Below are 16,701 nucleotides of genomic sequence, written 5' to 3' on the forward strand. Positions count from 1 at the left end.
TCAAAGTTTGACTTTTACGGCGGTCGGCACTCGAGGTGCTTCTCGTGATCCATCAAGTTGCTTCGAAGTGTCTGGTGTCGGGCTTTTGATCTTCGATTGCGAAAAGGCCCCTTTGAGGGGTGCAATCGTAAAGCCTCCGGCTTTGCCGGAGGATGCTTACTGACACACCATCGCGTGATAGTTATCGCCCGCCCACCGAGCCTCATCACCGCGTTTCGATGACGAGTGGTATTTTCAGGCCGGTTGCGCAGCCGATAACCCGGCGGCACGGCTACTTGATCCCGGCGACCCACCTCGTCGGGATGAGGATTGGAAATCCGCATGTGGATAATTAGATACTATGCCCAGCGGGCGTCTACAGGCTGTGTTGCTGAGCACTTCGATAAGACATAGTCTCCGGACCGCATCAAATTGATCGGAGCCAGTGCTTGCCACCTTTCTATGATCCGCCCTACGACAGCCCGATCGAAGATGAGTTTGCTCAAAGGTATGTCAAATATGCCGCTGACAATGTTGAGATGCGCACACAGGTTGACGCCCCTACACTCTGCGGCCGCTTCGTTGTTGATTTCGTCCTGAGCACGCCGTCTGGGCATCGGGTTGGCATCGAGTGCGATGGCAAAGAATTCCATGACGAACATCGCGATGAATGGCGCGATGCCATGATCATCGGGGATGGCGTCCTCGACGACATCTATCGAGTGCGCGGTAGCGACATTGTGCACAACATGGATGACGTGTTGTATCTGCTCGCCAACTTTGAACCAGACCTCTTCGATCCTCGGGCGCAGGTCAATCTGCGTGTGTTGACACGCACTGAGGTCTTGGACCTGGGCAAAGAGCGTGAGCGGGACCGTTGGCGGATTACCTATCTGAGCGAGAAAGGGAGCGTCGAGGGATCGCTGCTTTTGGAAGCCCGGCGGCGCGTGATCCCGCCCAACCAACGCCGCTTCTGGTCGGTCGCGTACCACCACGCGGTCAGCCTAGGCGGCGGGCGCTTGGATGACGTGATGAAAGACCATCAGTCCAGAAAGTAAACTCAGGCGGTCACGTGCTCTCTCGGGTACGCTAGCCGTCAAGGCACCCACCTTGATTAGACGCTCAGTTGCGTATCAGGGACGGCTTCACTAATCAGCGCGAAGAAATTCCGCCAATCTGCGATGGCCTGCACGAAGAGATCCCGCGCATCCCAAGGCACGTTCCCCACCAGGATGCGCACGTCGTAATAAATCGGCCCGTTCGGACCTGGTGGCATCCACTCTATAGGCCGGACTTCATGCGCACGCAACTCCGACATGGGCCGATGTTCCGCCTTTCCATGCTTGCCTGCGGTCGCCAAGGTTCGACAGATCCTCAGCGCCTCAAAGCGAGCCGCCAACTCTTCCCCGAACAATGCCAATCGTTCCCGCTTACTCTTCTTGGCTTCGAAATCTGCGCTGGGGAAGACCAGCTTGACGACAGCCAACTTGAGATCACCGGCATCCATCTGGCTCTCAAAGAACCAATCGTGAAGGTGCCAGGCCGTCCACGCCAGGTTAAGCGCCCGGTAACCACGCGCGGCAAGGTTGTGGTCGGATCCTCGGGTTATGACGAATTCTTCCAACTCAAAGCAGAGTTTCCGGAACATATCCTGCCAGGTGCGAATTCCAAAGGACTGCTCTCCATGTGGCACATCCGAAGGTGAAATCTTTTGAGACGTCATAGCCCACCTTCCGCATCCGAAGGATCAGCAACCTGGTACCCATGCCCGAACCGGTCCTCCACGCTCATCACGTAGGAACACGTTTGAGATGACCAGTTGTAAAAGATGGCTTTGTTGTTGGCTATGGAGGTGTCAAAGACCCCGCTCGGAACTTCAAGCGCGATGTTCCACAACGAAACCAGTTGCTTTCGCCCCACAAGGCTGGCCATGAGTTCCAATGAATACAGTCCACCCGAAAACCGGAATAACGTATCGGCATCGGTTGGATTGAAATGATGGTTTGTGGCCACGCCCGTTTTTGGCACAAAGAGACCGCTGCCCCGAACCAGTTTGGCATCTCCATGTCCCCAAAATGAGAACTCGGTTTGGCGTGCCCTCTCCGAAACCCGGAGAAACAGCTGTTCAACCACCACACCGCGCTCGCCCGTGCTAAATAGCAAACATCGGAAGAATACCTTTGCCTGGGCCTGTGGCTTGTCAACAAAGTCATACCTGATCGCCACAAAAGACGGGCGCGCGGAGCGTATGGACCCGCGGCGCAAGACCGTGAACCACAATGTGAAAAGTGACACCCCAAGAGCAACGATCGAGACGACGGGTGAAATGTCGGTATATAGACATGGTAAACCCCCTTCTTTCCATAGAAGCATATCTGTCGGCCAATGTCGGACGCCGGTGACGCCCGGCGCTCGGTGTTGGCCCACCCACTGGGCACAATAAGTTTGCCGGAAGTCCTGGCGTCCGCGGTGGGCCCGCCGCAGCATGAAAGCCGGAAGCCAGCGCCTGACCGAGCCCCTTAGGGCGGCTCGTTTATTTCGAACCCTTGTGCTTGCCCTTAGAGGAGCCACCCAGGCCTGTTCAACTTCGACGGCCCAAGTTACGGAATGGGATCAATAGAGCCCGCGTGAATGCGCGGGCATCTATCTATCGAGACCGCTTCGGATTTTTGCGGCAAAACGGGCCGACTGATTACGGCTTCTTCGGTGGTGGGTTTGCAGGGGGCTGACTCGTGGCCGGTTTCTGGCTCGTGGTCGGCTGGTATCCGTCCTGCGCCATTCCCTTGCTAGGCTGCTGAACCGGCTGGTAGCCCTTCTCCACCTTCTGAGGCTGGTAGCCTTCGTTCAATGGCTTCTTGTTTGTCATTTCCAATTCCTGATGTGATGTTGAAGAACTCTACTGTCACCATGTCCAACGTCAGGATCATTATCCCTGCGCTGTCAACCCTTGGTCGCTCAAAGCCACCGTCCGCATTCAACTTCCACGCTTCTTCAAGATACAGCTGTTCGGGTGCAGGAGCGCTGGAAGCAAAGGACTGCGTATTGTAAAGACCGCCGATCTGCGTTCCATCCTTCAAGGTTACGATGATCCAGTAAGGCTTCTGCTGGCTAAAAATGTAATCCCAGGGCTTTGCCGTGGGGTGTGGCATGGCTCCTCGAAAGAACTTTGTTGTTCGCAGTTTTAGAAACAAACACGCCCATGAAATTGGAGCGATCAACAACACGAAGACGTAGAACACGATGTACGCAGTCGGGTGGTCTAACCTTGTTCCGCTCGTTTCCACCGAGTAGATCGGCCACAGCAGCAAAGCGTAGTTGATCGAGCTGTATGCAACGGCGTCGATCAATTGATCAGCCGTGCTCTTTGACTCGCGCGGGGAGAGAAGCCCGTAGGTCTTGAGGCTGATGAAGCCGGGCACCACGAATGCGATGAAGAAGGCGAGCTTACTTGTTTCCCAAATGTCCATCGGCTCCGCGCCGTCTGTGTCAACAGAACTGGAAATTAGCAGATTCGCGACTTCGGTCGCAGATCGCTAAGCGGTAGAAACGAAGAAGCCTGGAGGTTTCCCTCACACACGCGGCACTACACGTTGCGCGGTTCGGATGTCGGCAATCTTCGCGCCACTGTTGCGTAACGTCTGGCGCAACTCATCGAACACCGGAGCTTCCCCGCGGGGATCGTCGAGCGACAGGATCGCGGCGAACGGGATGCCCGTGGTGGGATACTCCACGTCCGTGCGGCACAACGAGTCGACCACCAATCGCCACTGCGAGGAATTGCCTTGTCCCTTGGGCAGAGTCTGATCGTAGCGCTTGATCGGCCACCACTTGTGGCCATGCTCAATCAGGTGACGCTCATAGATCTTGCCTTCGGACTTGAGCCGTCCCTTCCAGCTGACCTCGCCGGTGGTCGTATCTATGTGCTCTTGACGCAGGTAAGCCTCCATGTTGACGCGAACGTACTCAGCGCCGAACTGGCGATGGGTCGGCGTGCGATAGGCCAGAGTCAAGCGGGCGCGGCCACGACAGGCGCCTTTGGCGGAAACCAGGCTCGCCGGCCATGTGAACGGAAAGGCCAATTCGTGGGATGGCTGTAAGTTTCCGATGAATGCCAGAGTGATGCTGTGGTCGCCGGTGACCAACATGTCCAGCGCGTGCGCCGGCAACCCATGACCCACGAAATCGGCGGCGAACTTCGAGACGTTGGCATGGCCGAGCGGTGATGGGAGTGCCGCGTGATGAATGAGCAGACCAATCAGGGTCTCGCGCTGCAGATCGCCTTCGATCAGGTGGTTCAGAGCAGCGAGCGTCTTCGCTGCAATCGGCGCGGCGTAGCTGGTGCCACTGCCACTTGTGCGCTGGCCGCTGGCGCTAACTGAGAACAGATTGGGCGTGCGTCCGCCTTGTCCGCCCACATGCGCCACGTCCGGTTTCAAGCCAAGCGCCGTACTCGGGCCACGTCGCGTATAGACCGTTGGGCGCATATGGCCATTGGCATCAGGTGGATCCACAGCACCCACCGATATCGCCCGGACGCTCTCGGCGGGTTGGAACAATCGATCCTGTCCCGCATGTCGGTAACCGGCCAGCATTTGCGCGACGTCCGCCGGCTCGTCAGGCCACGTGGGCCGACAGATGCCTGCTTCCAGATTGCCGGCAGGCAACACAAAAATGACGTCATGCCTGTCGGCGATTTCGTCCAGGATGGTGGCATAGTCGCTGTAGCCGGCATCGGAGACTTGGCGCTCAATCGAAAGGCTCATATTGAAAATACGCGTCCCTACCGCGATCGCCGCCGGCAGTTCGGCGTCGAGTTGATCGAGGAAATCGATGAACCCACGCGGATACACGTCGTCATAGACGTCGGCTTGGGTGGGATGTAGTCCCAGATCAAAAAACTTACAGGGCACCTCATCGAACACCGGGTGCGGATTGAAGGCTTGCGCCGCGGCGGACAACCCGGCGATGAAGGTTCCATGCGAACGGTCTTGGACAGCGCCGGGCACCAGGTCGGTACGTCCGACGCACCACGGCTCCAATGCAGGAATAGTGGCAACGCCGGTATCGATGATACCCAGCACCGGATAGGCTCCGGCCGCTTGCGGCGCCGCCATCTGGGCGATCTCGCCGGCCGGCCCAGGAGCCGCATGCTCAACCGTCAGGACGGGCGGCAACGCGACGCGACGCACAATGGGGTGCTCATCGAGATACCGGAGCAGCGTCTCGTGATCCGCTTCCTGGTTACTATCGAGCCGCAAAAGGAGCAGGCGTATGCTTTGCCAGCGCTCTAGCGTGTCCTCAACCACCAGTGGCAGCGCCAACTGCGCCAATCCCTGTTTCAAGTTGGCGAACGCCTCGATGGCGCGCTGACGCAGTCGACGGATCTCTTTGGAGTCTTTCGGGCGGGGATCAATAAAGGTCTCCACCAAGTACATGCCGCCCGTGCGCGGATCGGCAAACCACGCGATCGCCTCCCGTGCGGAAAACGTGCGGCGGTCCGCTGCATGGTGGGCCCGAAGCGCCCGAATCGCGCCGACTTCACCGCGCGCTCGCGAAGGCTTTGGTTTAGGCTCGTTGGTCTTTTTGTCCGGCACCATCGGCACGTCTTTTTCCGCTGCGCTGATACTGCCCCGAATCGCCTCGAGATTCTCCGGGGTCAGCTCTACGATCATGTCGCCCAGATTGGTGCCACCAACCAAAGGCACTTTGCTGGGCGGCATCACTTTTGTCGTTGGACGCTTAGTCTTGGCCCAGGCCTCCTCGTTCAGCGTGACGTGCATGTAGGTCACCACCGGGCGGTCCCCCCGCCCCATCGCCAGGCCGATCTGATCAAGATCGGTCAGTAGCCGTTTCTGATGAGCGACGAACTCGTCATCGTGTCCCTGGAAGAAGTCCTTGATCGGACCGCCACCGGTTCGCTCCGGAATATGCTGATAGTCGCTGGCGTTGAGAACCACCTGAAGCGGATTGTTGGGCACTAGGACACCTCGCGATGCTTGCGTTTCCAGCGACTAATGGTGGACTGATCCTTGCCGAAGAAACTCGCCAAGTCGTCTTGGGTAAAAGCCAGGTCTCGATCGGTCCCCAAAACCGCCGCCAGCGTCTCGATCGGCCCCAGCAGCTGTTTCCACCGCGGGTGCTGGTGGTGGTTGGAGCTGAGCATGGCGTGCACCTTGAGTGCTTCCATGGCTGAAAACTCGCCCCCTGGATTCATGGCGGATGAGCGTTTGATGGCATTTGCCAGGGTCTCAATTTCACTGCCGGTGAGCCCCTCGGTCAGCCAAGCTATGAATCGCCGTTCCGGTTGCGACAAATCCAAGGGCATGACGTATCGGTTGACGATATCCAACCTCGACTCCAGATCGGGCTTGGGCACCAATACCCGAATATCGAAACGACGCCAAATGGCGCTGTCCAACAACTGTTCGTGATTAGTGACGGCGATCGTAATGCCGAGCTGACTGCGCTGGTCAAGGCACTGCAGGAGCGTGTTGACGACGCGCTTGATCTCGCCCACTTCATGAGGGTCGTCTCGCACTTTGGCAATGGCATCAAACTCGTCCAGAAGCAACACGCATTGGTAGCGATTTGCGAAAGTAAACAACGCGGAAATATTTCGCGCCGTAGTGCCTAGGTACGACGAAATCAAGCCGTCGAGCCGCGCCGTCACCAAGGGCAAGCCAATCTCGCGACTGACGATCTGGGCCAGCTTGGTTTTGCCAGTACCCGGCGCGCCAAACAGCAGACAATTCAAGGGCGGCCGGATGTCCATAGCGCGCAGCCGGTCCAAGTGCCGCCATTCATCCACCAAGGCGTCGACCGAGCCACGCAAGGCGCTGTTGAGCACGGGCGCCTGAGCCATCTCCAGCATGGCGGGTAGCGTGATATCGGCCAGCGGCGCACCGGTTTCCTTATCGACGGGCGGACGCACGTTGGGAGTAATCGCTTCGCCCGGTAGTGCCGCTCGCGAAAGCACCACACGACTGGGCTGCATGCGTCCTGACCGCTCCCCACCCTCCAGCAGCTTGGCCAGCTGCGTGGCTTGCTGGTCCTCCCCGTCCTTGCGCAAAGCTGCCAGCAAACGGCTGGCGTGCCCCAGCACAGCGGGGCTAGGCTCTTTCAGTGCGGCCCTAAGCAAGGCCAGAATTATCGAGAAATGTTCCATATATATGCTATTCACTTACCTAAATATGCGTTTAAATGTTTCTTTTATGCATACTACAGTACTGAAATGCGTAAAGGAAGCCTGTTTACGCGCTTTGTTTATGTCGAGAGCAACCGCTCTACAGCGTGCCTGCCAGCTACGCCAACCGGCCCCGGCCCACCAGCCTGCGCCTATATTCCGACCGGGCGGTGATGGCAGCCGAGGGCTAAGTCGTTACCGAGTACTCGCGCCGGACCTACCGCCACCCCAATGGATGGCGGCAGATCCTCTATTGGGCCGCTGGACCCGGCAGAGGGCGAAGGTCGCAGCTGATTTGGGTCCCCACGCCTGGGTCCCGGTCAGCTACAGCTACCGCCTATGGGGACTCGGCCAACGTAGGAATGTAAGGAACCAACTCCTCGCGGTTAAGCAGAACGATCTGCTGCTCAGCCGGCGACCTCGGACCCGAGGACGCTAGACCGAGTCGGTTGAGCAGGTAATAGGCCAATGCCTGACGCGTGCGAACCACCAGTCGATCCTGCTCCATGCCGTAATCCAGGGCGATGGCGCGCCGCTGCCCTTCCGTCAAATCCGGGTGCGGGCCGAGGATGATTTCGAGTACGTGGTTCCACTCCTCGTCCTCGGGAGCCGAGTACTCCGGGGCGACACCTGGCGACATGGCCAGAATGCGAGCGAAGACAAAGTCGCGGTATCCACGGCGCAAATGACAGTATCCGCGGATGTGCCAGCGGGCGCCGTCATACCCTAGCGCCCGCGGGCTGATTAGGCGCTCAGTCGGCTCGGGATGGGTCATCGCTTGGTAGCAGATCAAGAGCGCATGGCGATTGCGGATTGCTGCGAGAGTCTGACGTAAATGCGTCTCCGGCACTGTACGTGTCGGGTGCCTCACCACATCAGCCGATGGCGTTGTTCCCAGGAAGCTTAGATCGGGCGACAACACACCCATCGTCAATGCGTATAGCTCGGCCAGATAGCGGCTGCTGCTGGCATCGGCAAACACGGGTCGAAAGGATGGCAACGCCATGTACGTCTTCTGCGACGGGTTGTATTCCGTATTCGTCGGCGCTAATTCCATGTACTTGGCCAGGTCAAGCGAGGCCTGAGGCACGGAAATGCCGAAGAACTCCGTCAATGCCGCGCGATTCAAGCGCCCCTCCCAAGCCAGGCGGGAGTCGATGAACTCGAGCCTTCGCTCCTGTCCCCAACGCCCGCGCCGCACTAGGTTTTTATCCAACTCATTATTTTTCATTGAAATTCTCTTCATTCGCAACAAAATAACGCGAATAATGATTGTATCCATCTAACCAGTAGATGTATCATAGCACCATCCGGCCCGATGCCGTCCGTTCTGCGTGAGGATTGATGCATGGGTGCCATGATCACGTTTTTCCCGGTGGGCTGTGGCGACATGGCGCTCGTACGCCTTGCCGATGAGCCTGCCTCGTTCGTACTGGTGGACGTCAACATCCGCATCGCCGCCGATAATCCCGACGACGACACCCGCGATGTGGGCAAGGATCTTCGCGATCGGCTACCGCGTGACGCGAAGGGGCGTCCCTATGTGGATGCGTTCTTGCTTAGCCACCCGGATAAGGACCACAGCACGGGTCTCGAAAAGCACTTTCACCTCGGCCCCATCACCGATTACCCGGATGACGATCGGTCAGATGCCGAAAAGAGGATCGTTATTCGCGAAATCTGGTCTTCGCCCATGGTGTTCCGGCGAGCCTCCAAGACGCACACACTCTGCGCGGACGCCAAGGCGTTCAACCGCGAAGCCAAACGGCGTGTCCAGCGCTTCAAAGACGGCTGGCTGTCGACAGATGGCGAGCGGGTGCTGATCTTGGGAGAGGACGAGAACGGCAAGACCGATGACCTGACCGCTATTCTGATAATGACCGGCGATCGCTTCCGCACCATCAACGGCCGGCAGAACGACTACTTTGAAGCGCATTTGCTCGCCCCTAGGTCGCTACAGAGCGATGACGACGAAGCACTGCTGTCGAAGAATCACTCAAGTACGATTCTCAACATGCGGCTCGCCTCCTCCATCCTGCATCTGGACAGTTGTCGTTTCCTGACCGCTGGCGATGCGGAGGTTGCGATCTGGGAGCGCCTATGGAAGCGATATCAGGCGACTCCGGACGTGCTGGCTTACGACCTCCTGTTGGCGCCCCATCACTGCTCGTGGCATTCGCTTTCCTACGACAGCTGGTCGCAGTTGGGAGAGGATGCCACCCTGGCACCTGACGCCAGGTCGGCGCTGGCTCAAGCACGATTTGGCGCCATGATTGTGGCCAGTGCAAAGCCGATTCAGGACGACGATTCCGACCCACCCTGCATCCGGGCGAAGCGGGAGTACAAGTCGATCCTCGCCAATCACAGCGGCGTATTCCTGTGCACCAGTGAAGAGCCCAACGCGACGTGGCCCGAGCCCTTGGAGATTGAAGTCACGGCGGCAGGTGCCAAGAGGAAGCAGGCGCGCGCGCGCGGAGTGGCTGCGGCCACCATTGCGGCCGCCCCGCGCGCAGGGTGATCCATGGAGTACATCGAATGGGGGGTGCCGCTTTCCGGCAGCACACCCGACCTACCGCCGGAATCGCTTGTCCCCGCGCTATTGCGCGCCTGCGAGGCGCATCCGGACATCGACGTCGTGGAGATTCGCGGCGCCCCCGATGGAGTGCAATGGCATGCCATCGTGGTGGACGTGGGCGATGGTACCGTGGCATCGCGAAACGCTGCGGGTATTCACCCACGCGAACGCTTGGCCTTGGTCCATTGTCCAAATGCGGCGATGCCCATCGAAGTTCGCGCCCTTCGACGGGATTTTCCGGAAACGCTGCACCAGAATGGTGTGCTGAGCGATGAACCTCGCTCGCTGTGTCTCTATGACCAGCCTTGGTCGAGCTTGGAACGCATCTGGACGCCGGCGAAGTTCCTGACGCGGGTGCTCCAATGGTTGGAAAAGACCGCCGACGGTTCGCTACATGCTGAGGATCAGGCGCTGGAGCAGCTGTTCTTCGATTCAGGGTGGCAGGTTCTGCTTCCGGTCGGGTTCACCCGCACCCTGCAAGATCGCTCCAAGACTTTGCGCTTGCGCATAATCGACGAGTCACCCGGGCGCGTGACGCTGGCCGCGTCCTTCGACTTGGACGAATCGAGCCCGGACACCAGTGTGCCGATCCAACCATTGACGTTCGAGATCCCAGGCGTCGCTCATCCACCGATCCAATTCCTACCGAGGTCGCTCGGCGACTTGCAGGAACGGTTCGCACAGGTGGGCACCTCCTTGTTTCCCACGCTGATCGATGCGGTGCGTGAGGTGGCTGCAGGAGGTCTGACACCCTCACCCAACGAGAAGCGCGTCAAGACCATGTTGCTGTCGCGGGTGCCACGGTTGCGGAACGGGGATGTTGAACGCATTGATGTACTAGGATTTCTAGTCGAGGCCGACATTGCGCGACTGGGATTGGCCCTGGGTGTCCTTCAGCAGGTCCAACCCCAGGGGCCAGCCTTTCCAGCTCTTGCCTTCGGCGACCTGGGCACGGGAGGTAACGCTTCGGCAAATCCTCCCTTGGACAATTGGATGTCTATCGGCCTAACACCAGTGCACATCCGTCACCGTGCTGATCGCGCGACAGCCAGGCTTTGGTCGGGATCGCCGAACTCGGGAAAGGATCTGCACGGCGTACTTGCAGGTGCGGGCGCTCTTGGCAGCGCCATGGCCATACTGTGGGCGCGTGAGGGATGGGGATCATGGACGATAGTGGATCCTGACGTCGTGGAACCGCATAACGTCGTCCGCCATCAAGCCTACGATTTCCATGTCGGGCTGCCGAAAGCGGAGGTAGTCGGCATGCTCATGCAATCGGCGTTGGGCGAGAAAGATACTCAGGCCCAGGCCATTCATGGAAAGGCCAACGATCGCACGCAAGAAACGCTCGTGGCAGCACTGGTGAACGCCGATTTGCTGGTAGATGCGACCGCCACCCTTGAGGTGCCTCGCGACTGGTCCTCGCTGGATCTCCCGCGCACCGCATCAGTCTTCTTGGCGCCTTCCGGCCTAAGTTCTGTGTTGCTCATGGAGGACGAAGCGCGGACCATCCGGGTGGCGACGCTTGAGGCTCAATACTATCGAGCCATCCTGCGAGAGGACTGGGGCGCTGAGCACCTGCAGGCCCCAGCCACTCTCCGAGTGGGTGCCGGGTGCAGGGACCACTCCTTCGTCATGTCAGCTGGCAAGATCGGACTGCATGCATCGCTTCTGCACCAGGGGCTCCAGCGTGCGGTTGAACAATCCACGGCGGCGATCCGGGTGTGGTCCGTCGATGAGCCCACAGGGGCCGTCGCGTTCCGTGACGTACCTCCCCATTCAGTGCGACAGCATAGTTATCTCAATTGGACCGTGTATTGGGACACTGGGTTGGAAGCGCATCTGGAGGTGATGCGGAAAGACGCCCTTCCCTGCGAAACAGGCGGCATCCTGGTTGGGGTAATCGATCACAAGGCGCGCTCCATTCACTTGGTCGACGCTTATCACGCCCCGAGCGACAGCATCGCCAGCACCAGAGATTTCATCCGCGGCAAACGTGGAGTGGCCGATGCCCGGAATGACTGTGTTGAGCGGACGCGTGGCATGGTGGATTACGTCGGTGAATGGCACTCGCACCCGCGCGGCATATCCGCAGCTCCCAGTTTCGTGGACATGGGACTGCTGGGTGGCTTGGCCCGAACGCTGGCTGCCGATGGCGTTCCCGTACTGATGGTGATCGTGGGCCATAAAGGAGATCTGAGTATCACGATGGGTGAGGCCATTTAAGAACGCCTCGACATCCGTCACGACGACGCACTAAAGCGAAACACTTCGAGCCCAATGGGCAAACAGGGGATCGGGAATGACTGATTACTATGAAGTTGACTTCCTCAGTGTCGAGACAGCCAAAAGCGGCGACGCCATCACGCTGCGTTACTCCATCGATGGCATCGAGTCCATCCATGTAGTCGATGGCGGCTATGTCGATACAGGTGACCAAATCGTCGAACACCTGACTAAACATTACGGTCGCGTGGAGATCGATCATGTGGTTCTCACGCACCCAGATCGTGACCATGCCAATGGTCTTCGCAAGGTACTGGAGCAATGCGAAGTCCGTAACCTGTGGATCAATCGCCCTTGGAGGTATGCCAAGGAGTTGTTGCCACGCTTCGAAACATACACGTCCGAAGATGCACTTTATTGCAAGCTTCGCTCCATCTATGACGCCACCGCAACGCTGGAGGATCTAGCTCTTGAGCGCGGCATTCCCATCCATGCCCCCCTTCAAGGGGCCGTCATCGGGGCTTTCATGGTGCTTGCCCCGTCGCGAGAGCGTTACCTTGATCTGATTGTCGAATCCGATAAGACGCCAGAGGCCATCGATGAACAAACTATAGGTGGTGCCATGGAGAGTTTGGGCCGCCTCATCAAGGCGGCGGCAACCTATATCAAGGCCTTGTGGGGAGACGAGTATTTTCCGCCTGCTCCGACAAGTCGCGAGAATGAGATGAGCGTCGTCCAGACGACCTTGCTAAAAGGTGATCGAATACTTCTCACCGGTGATGCAGGTCGTGAGACGCTGCAAGAAGCTATCGACTACGCGAAGCGCATCGGCATAGCGCTGCCGGGTATTCAGGTCTTCCAAGTACCGCACCACGGGGGTCGGCACAACGTTTCGACAGAAGTCCTGGATCAGCTCCTCGGTCAGCGCTTACCGGCACTGCCCGACAAACATACCTGGTCGGCCATTTGCAGCGCCGCGAAAGCAGATGATCACCACCCCCGCAAATCCGTCATCCGAGCCATGTTGCATCGAGGCGGCCATTTTTCGAGTACGGAGAGTGGTACTAGGTGTAGGGCCAACGGTATTGAGCGTCCCGGATGGAACCCAGTTCCGCAGATACCCTATCCCGAAGAGCAGGAGAACTGATCGTGACGGTAGCAGCGGGATCATCCAAATCCTTGAAGTCAGACAACTTTGCCTGGCTATGCACTCTGGTCACGTTTGACTTAGTGGCCCTGTGCGTTGTGATTTTTCCGGGTATCGTTGAGGCGGCGACGGCCAGCAAAATCGCGCTAGCGCGGGTCATATGCAGTGTTTTGTTGCCCGTTCTGCCATTGGTGTTAGTCAACACGGTGCCACAGATCGCAAAAGCACGGATGGTGTTCTGGCGCTGGAACTATCCCAACCCTGGCTCCAGGGCGTTTAGCGCCTACATCGATCGAGACGATCGCATTGATGTAGAGAAGTTGCGCAAGAACATCGGCGCCTTTCCAGTGAGTGCCAAGGAGCAGAACGCATTGTGGTACTCGCTATATCAGAAGGTTAAAAATGATGTCGCGCGGCCCCGCGGCCGTAGCCTGACACCGGCTGCAATCATCCAGCGTCAGATTGCTGCATTCCGTTACGATCGCTGCTTCAGAACAGGGAGGCGGCAACAATGAACTATGAGGTCGATTTCTTGCCCGTGGGGGAAGGCTCCGGAGACGCAATCGTTATCCGCTACGGCAACGACACCGAGGGCTATTACCTCCACGTGGTCGATGGGGGCCGCACTGAAACGGCGGAAACCATCATTAACCACATCAACAAGTTCTACCCGGGCTACCACATTAATCACATGGTGCTATCGCACGCTGATGACGATCACGCGACCGGGCTTGTTGGTGTAATGGAGAAGATCGAGGTTAAGAATCTGTGGATGAACAGACCATGGCTTTATGCCGCGGAGATTCTTCACCACTTCCACGGCAACTTCACACTGCAAGGCCTGATTAACAACATCAAGGAGCGGCATCCGTATCTGGTGGACCTTGAGAGGCTTGCCATTCAAAAGGGGACCCACATCCACGAGGTCTTTCAGGGCGCGAAGATTGGCGCATTCACCGTCCTTGCGCCCGCGAGAGACCGGTATGTCAACTCGATCCCTGATTTTGGGAAGACTCCCGACAGGTACACGACCGAAGCTGCTGAGTTGCAAAGCTTCGGGCTGTTCCGATCCTTGGTTGAAGCTGCGAAGAAGAAGCTAGAAGAAAAATGGGACGTGGAAACTCTAGCGAAAAACGCCGTGACCTCGGCGTCCAATGAAAGCTGCGTGGTGCAGTATGGCCTACTAGACGGCAAGGGCGTTCTGCTCACTGCGGACGTAGGCCCCATCGGGTTAACGGAGGCCGGCAACTTTGGCGCTCAGCTTGAGCTGGACATGCCCAAGTTCGTGCAAGTGCCTCATCATGGAAGCAGGCACAATGTAACTCCCGCGGTGTTGGACATGTGGCTAGGACCTAAGCAATCGCAAAGCACAGTAATCGGTAAAGCGTTCTGCTCGGTCGGTTCAAACAAAGAGGACTACCCGCGTGGCCAAGTGACAAACGCATTCATGCGCAGGGGCTTCAAGGTCTACTCCACCCGTGACAAATGGATATCGCACTCCGGCGGCGGCGGTCACCCCGATACAGTTCCGGCAGTTGCGGAAGAGTTTGCTAACGAGGTGGAGGGACTCTGATGGAAATTCTTAAGTTCTTCGATGCCTACTCTATACGCGCAAGGCTGTTTCCCGCGATCATCGCTGCAGCGCCCGCGCTCGCCGCACTGACGCTCCTGATCTCGTGGAAGTCGTTCGGGCTTTCGAACCTCATAGCAACGCTCGGGATACTCGTGCTCCTGTTTGCTATCGCGGACTTCTCGCGCGCTCGTGGCCGCGCAATAGAAGGCAAGCTCTACCTTGAACTCGGAGGCATGCCTTCTATCATCATGTTCCGCCGAAACGACGGGACCATCGACGCAGGTTCAAAAGACCGATATCGAGCTTTTCTAGCGGATAAGCTGGCTGTTGCGGCTCCCAGCCCAGCTGAAGAGAGCGCAGACCAAGTCGCCGCAGACGCCTTCTATGGTCAGTGCGGCAACTGGCTTCGTCAAAACACTCGCGACACGAAGAAGTTTCCCATTTTGTTCGGGGAAAACATCACGTACGGCTTTCGCCGAAATCTGCTTGGGGTCAAGGTGTTGGCGCTGTGCCTGAACGCCATCGTCGTAGCGATCTGCACATTCATCCTGTGGCGTCTGTCGTGGGATAGCGACACGCCGCAAGGAAGCCGAACTGCAGTGGTCTTGGTCGTGGCTGCAGCTCATGCCGCTTACATGCTTCTGGCAGCGAGTCGCACCGCTGTATGGGACGCTTCTAAGGCGTATGGCCGGGAATTGATTCTTAGCTGCGAGTCCTTCTTAACGCAGTCGAAGAGCCCTGCTAGGAAGACAGCCGCACGCAAGAGCGCTTCAAAGACAGAAAAGACGAACTCGCCGCCTGCACAACGCTGATCGACTACGTCTGCCTGACAGGCTCGACGGCTTGGCCCTGATTGATGTGAATATCCAGATGCAGGGCTACTCGTGCACGTCCGCTCTTGCTCGCAACGCACTTCTGATATGGGTCGACTTCTGCCCGGCGCGACTTGGATCTGTAGCATGAACAAAACTTTTGAAGAGCTCCAGCTTGGCGAGAGCTATCAGTTAAGCGTCTTGGTGGAAAATAATGGAACCTGCTTTGCCGGCGATCTGAGCCTCAGCCCGGAAGGATGCATGCTGGTCGTTCGTGGCGATATTTTCGAGGGACGCTCATCCACACTGGAATGGAATGAGGTCGACGAACTCCAATGCACGTCTTTCGAGGGCACATTCATGCTTCGCGGACTGAAGGGGATAGGCGGTAGCCGCCGCACCCTTCAGCGCTATCCTGAATCCATCGGTCACTTCGAGATTCGCTATGCCATCTCACACATCGTCTTCCATCGGGGACAAATGTTTGGCCCGGAGAAGTATGTGGGGTTCAAGATTCGCTCTCCGTCCATTGCCCGATGGATAGGCGCCACGACCACCCAACGTGCCATTGTCGCGGCATCGGAAAAGGTAAAGGAAGGCTTTGCGTGCCGAAGCTGCAATTCCCATGGTTTCAAAGGAAAGGCACGCGTGCTTGAGATACTCGTAAGCTGGATGGTCTCCGTGGACGTGGTAAACCTCGTTGATCTTACGCGTCAATTTGCCGGATTCCAGATCCAGATCGAAGTGCATCACTGAGCCTCCTTATAGACGCACGCAAGTCGGTGGCGTTGAGTTCATCGGAAGCACAGGTTGGAGTGCTTTCCCTTTTTTGCTCTGCCCAAAACCCTGGTCAGAGTGTACTTCCGAGCGACCGCTTCGGGTCGATAGTGTTGAAAAACTCGCCTCGAAAATTCGAGCTCGTTCGAAGCGAGTTTTTCAACACTATCGGTCGACAAGAGACCTTCCATCGGATGGTCAACTGCCTGGCGACGCTGGTCAACTCTCCTGCCGGATGTGGTCAATTGTGATGGCAATGCGTGGTCAGTAAGCATCCTCCGGCAAAGCCGGAGGCTTTACGATTGCTGGCCCCTCAAAGGGGCCTTTTCGCAATCGAAGATCAAAAGCCCGACACCAGACACTTCGAAGCAACTTGATGGATCACGAGAAGCACCTCGAGTGCCGACCGCCGTAAAAGTCAAACTTTGA

The 16,701-nt window shown here is 57.9% G+C and carries 14 protein-coding genes; 8 read left to right on the plus strand and 6 right to left on the minus strand.

The window, feature by feature from the left end:
* Nucleotides 1-428 precede the first annotated feature (428 nt).
* The gene (locus EPN31_RS06080) at nt 429-1,037 is read left to right on the plus strand and encodes a hypothetical protein (protein WP_291770765.1); all 609 of its coding nucleotides are present in this window, start codon (nt 429-431) and stop codon (nt 1,035-1,037) included.
* A gap of 56 nt (nt 1,038-1,093) precedes the next feature.
* On the opposite strand, the gene EPN31_RS06085 is transcribed toward EPN31_RS06080, so the two are convergent.
* The 6 genes from EPN31_RS06085 to EPN31_RS06110 all read right to left on the minus strand — a co-directional run bounded on the left by EPN31_RS06085 (nt 1,094) and on the right by EPN31_RS06110 (nt 8,444).
* Nucleotides 1,094-1,702: a hypothetical protein gene (locus tag EPN31_RS06085; protein ID WP_291770767.1), complete on the minus strand. Its 609-nt coding sequence runs from the start codon at nt 1,700-1,702 to the stop codon at nt 1,094-1,096.
* The gene (locus EPN31_RS06090; protein WP_291770769.1) at nt 1,699-2,115 is read right to left on the minus strand and encodes a hypothetical protein; all 417 of its coding nucleotides are present in this window, start codon (nt 2,113-2,115) and stop codon (nt 1,699-1,701) included. The genes EPN31_RS06085 and EPN31_RS06090 overlap by 4 nt, the downstream gene beginning before the upstream one ends.
* 650 nt (nt 2,116-2,765) lie before the next feature.
* The gene (locus EPN31_RS06095) at nt 2,766-3,446 is read right to left on the minus strand and encodes a DUF6338 family protein (RefSeq protein ID WP_291770771.1); all 681 of its coding nucleotides are present in this window, start codon (nt 3,444-3,446) and stop codon (nt 2,766-2,768) included.
* Between the two features lie 102 nt (nt 3,447-3,548).
* Entirely contained in the window at nt 3,549-5,957 is a 2,409-nt protein-coding gene (locus EPN31_RS06100) for a S8 family serine peptidase (RefSeq protein WP_291770774.1), read from the minus strand.
* A complete protein-coding gene (locus EPN31_RS06105; protein ID WP_291770776.1) occupies nt 5,957-7,144 on the minus strand; it encodes an AAA family ATPase in 1,188 nt (395 codons plus the stop codon). Before EPN31_RS06105 ends, EPN31_RS06100 begins: the two co-directional genes overlap by 1 nt.
* 355 nt (nt 7,145-7,499) lie before the next feature.
* The gene (locus EPN31_RS06110; RefSeq protein ID WP_291770777.1) at nt 7,500-8,444 is read right to left on the minus strand and encodes a WYL domain-containing protein; all 945 of its coding nucleotides are present in this window, start codon (nt 8,442-8,444) and stop codon (nt 7,500-7,502) included.
* A gap of 66 nt (nt 8,445-8,510) precedes the next feature.
* Here EPN31_RS06110 and EPN31_RS06115 point away from each other — a divergent pair, with 66 nt between their 5' ends.
* From EPN31_RS06115 to EPN31_RS06145, 7 genes are all read left to right on the plus strand, one after another.
* Nucleotides 8,511-9,680, plus strand: coding sequence for a metallohydrolase (locus tag EPN31_RS06115; RefSeq protein WP_291770779.1), 1,170 nt, complete (start codon nt 8,511-8,513; stop codon nt 9,678-9,680).
* A 3-nt stretch (nt 9,681-9,683) separates the two neighbouring features.
* Complete coding sequence (locus tag EPN31_RS06120; protein ID WP_291770781.1) at nt 9,684-11,963, plus strand: ThiF family adenylyltransferase; 2,280 nt, start codon at nt 9,684-9,686, stop codon at nt 11,961-11,963.
* Between the two features lie 76 nt (nt 11,964-12,039).
* On the plus strand, nt 12,040-13,110 hold the full coding sequence (locus EPN31_RS06125; RefSeq protein ID WP_291770783.1) for an MBL fold metallo-hydrolase: 1,071 nt from the start codon (nt 12,040-12,042) through the stop codon (nt 13,108-13,110).
* Nucleotides 13,111-13,112: 2 nt separating this feature from the next.
* Entirely contained in the window at nt 13,113-13,625 is a 513-nt protein-coding gene (locus EPN31_RS06130) for a hypothetical protein (RefSeq protein WP_291770785.1), read from the plus strand.
* Nucleotides 13,622-14,683: a hypothetical protein gene (locus tag EPN31_RS06135; protein ID WP_291770787.1), complete on the plus strand. Its 1,062-nt coding sequence runs from the start codon at nt 13,622-13,624 to the stop codon at nt 14,681-14,683. Before EPN31_RS06130 ends, EPN31_RS06135 begins: the two co-directional genes overlap by 4 nt.
* Nucleotides 14,683-15,495 carry a hypothetical protein gene (locus EPN31_RS06140; protein WP_291770789.1) on the plus strand — a complete coding sequence of 271 codons (813 nt, stop codon included), beginning with the start codon at nt 14,683-14,685 and terminating at the stop codon, nt 15,493-15,495. The genes EPN31_RS06135 and EPN31_RS06140 overlap by 1 nt, the downstream gene beginning before the upstream one ends.
* 147 nt (nt 15,496-15,642) lie before the next feature.
* A complete protein-coding gene (locus EPN31_RS06145; protein WP_291770790.1) occupies nt 15,643-16,251 on the plus strand; it encodes a hypothetical protein in 609 nt (202 codons plus the stop codon).
* The last annotated feature ends 450 nt before the right edge of the window (nt 16,252-16,701 follow it).

Origin of the sequence: Castellaniella sp., from assembly GCF_004321985.1 — a bacterium.
In the GTDB taxonomy this organism is placed as follows: Bacteria; Pseudomonadota; Gammaproteobacteria; order Burkholderiales; family Burkholderiaceae_B; genus Castellaniella.

Excerpts from the sequence above, each read along its gene's own strand:
- EPN31_RS06140 (WP_291770789.1), top strand. The coding sequence starts at position 14,683 with ATGGAAATTCTTAAGTTCTTCGATGCCTACTCTATACGCGCAAGGCTG.
- EPN31_RS06145 (WP_291770790.1), top strand. The coding sequence starts at position 15,643 with ATGAACAAAACTTTTGAAGAGCTCCAGCTTGGCGAGAGCTATCAGTTA.
- EPN31_RS06095 (WP_291770771.1), bottom strand. The coding sequence starts at position 3,446 with ATGGACATTTGGGAAACAAGTAAGCTCGCCTTCTTCATCGCATTCGTG.
- EPN31_RS06115 (WP_291770779.1), top strand. The coding sequence starts at position 8,511 with ATGGGTGCCATGATCACGTTTTTCCCGGTGGGCTGTGGCGACATGGCG.
- EPN31_RS06125 (WP_291770783.1), top strand. The coding sequence starts at position 12,040 with ATGACTGATTACTATGAAGTTGACTTCCTCAGTGTCGAGACAGCCAAA.
- EPN31_RS06085 (WP_291770767.1), bottom strand. The coding sequence starts at position 1,702 with ATGACGTCTCAAAAGATTTCACCTTCGGATGTGCCACATGGAGAGCAG.
- EPN31_RS06105 (WP_291770776.1), bottom strand. The coding sequence starts at position 7,144 with ATGGAACATTTCTCGATAATTCTGGCCTTGCTTAGGGCCGCACTGAAA.
- EPN31_RS06135 (WP_291770787.1), top strand. The coding sequence starts at position 13,622 with ATGAACTATGAGGTCGATTTCTTGCCCGTGGGGGAAGGCTCCGGAGAC.
- EPN31_RS06120 (WP_291770781.1), top strand. The coding sequence starts at position 9,684 with ATGGAGTACATCGAATGGGGGGTGCCGCTTTCCGGCAGCACACCCGAC.
- EPN31_RS06110 (WP_291770777.1), bottom strand. The coding sequence starts at position 8,444 with ATGGATACAATCATTATTCGCGTTATTTTGTTGCGAATGAAGAGAATT.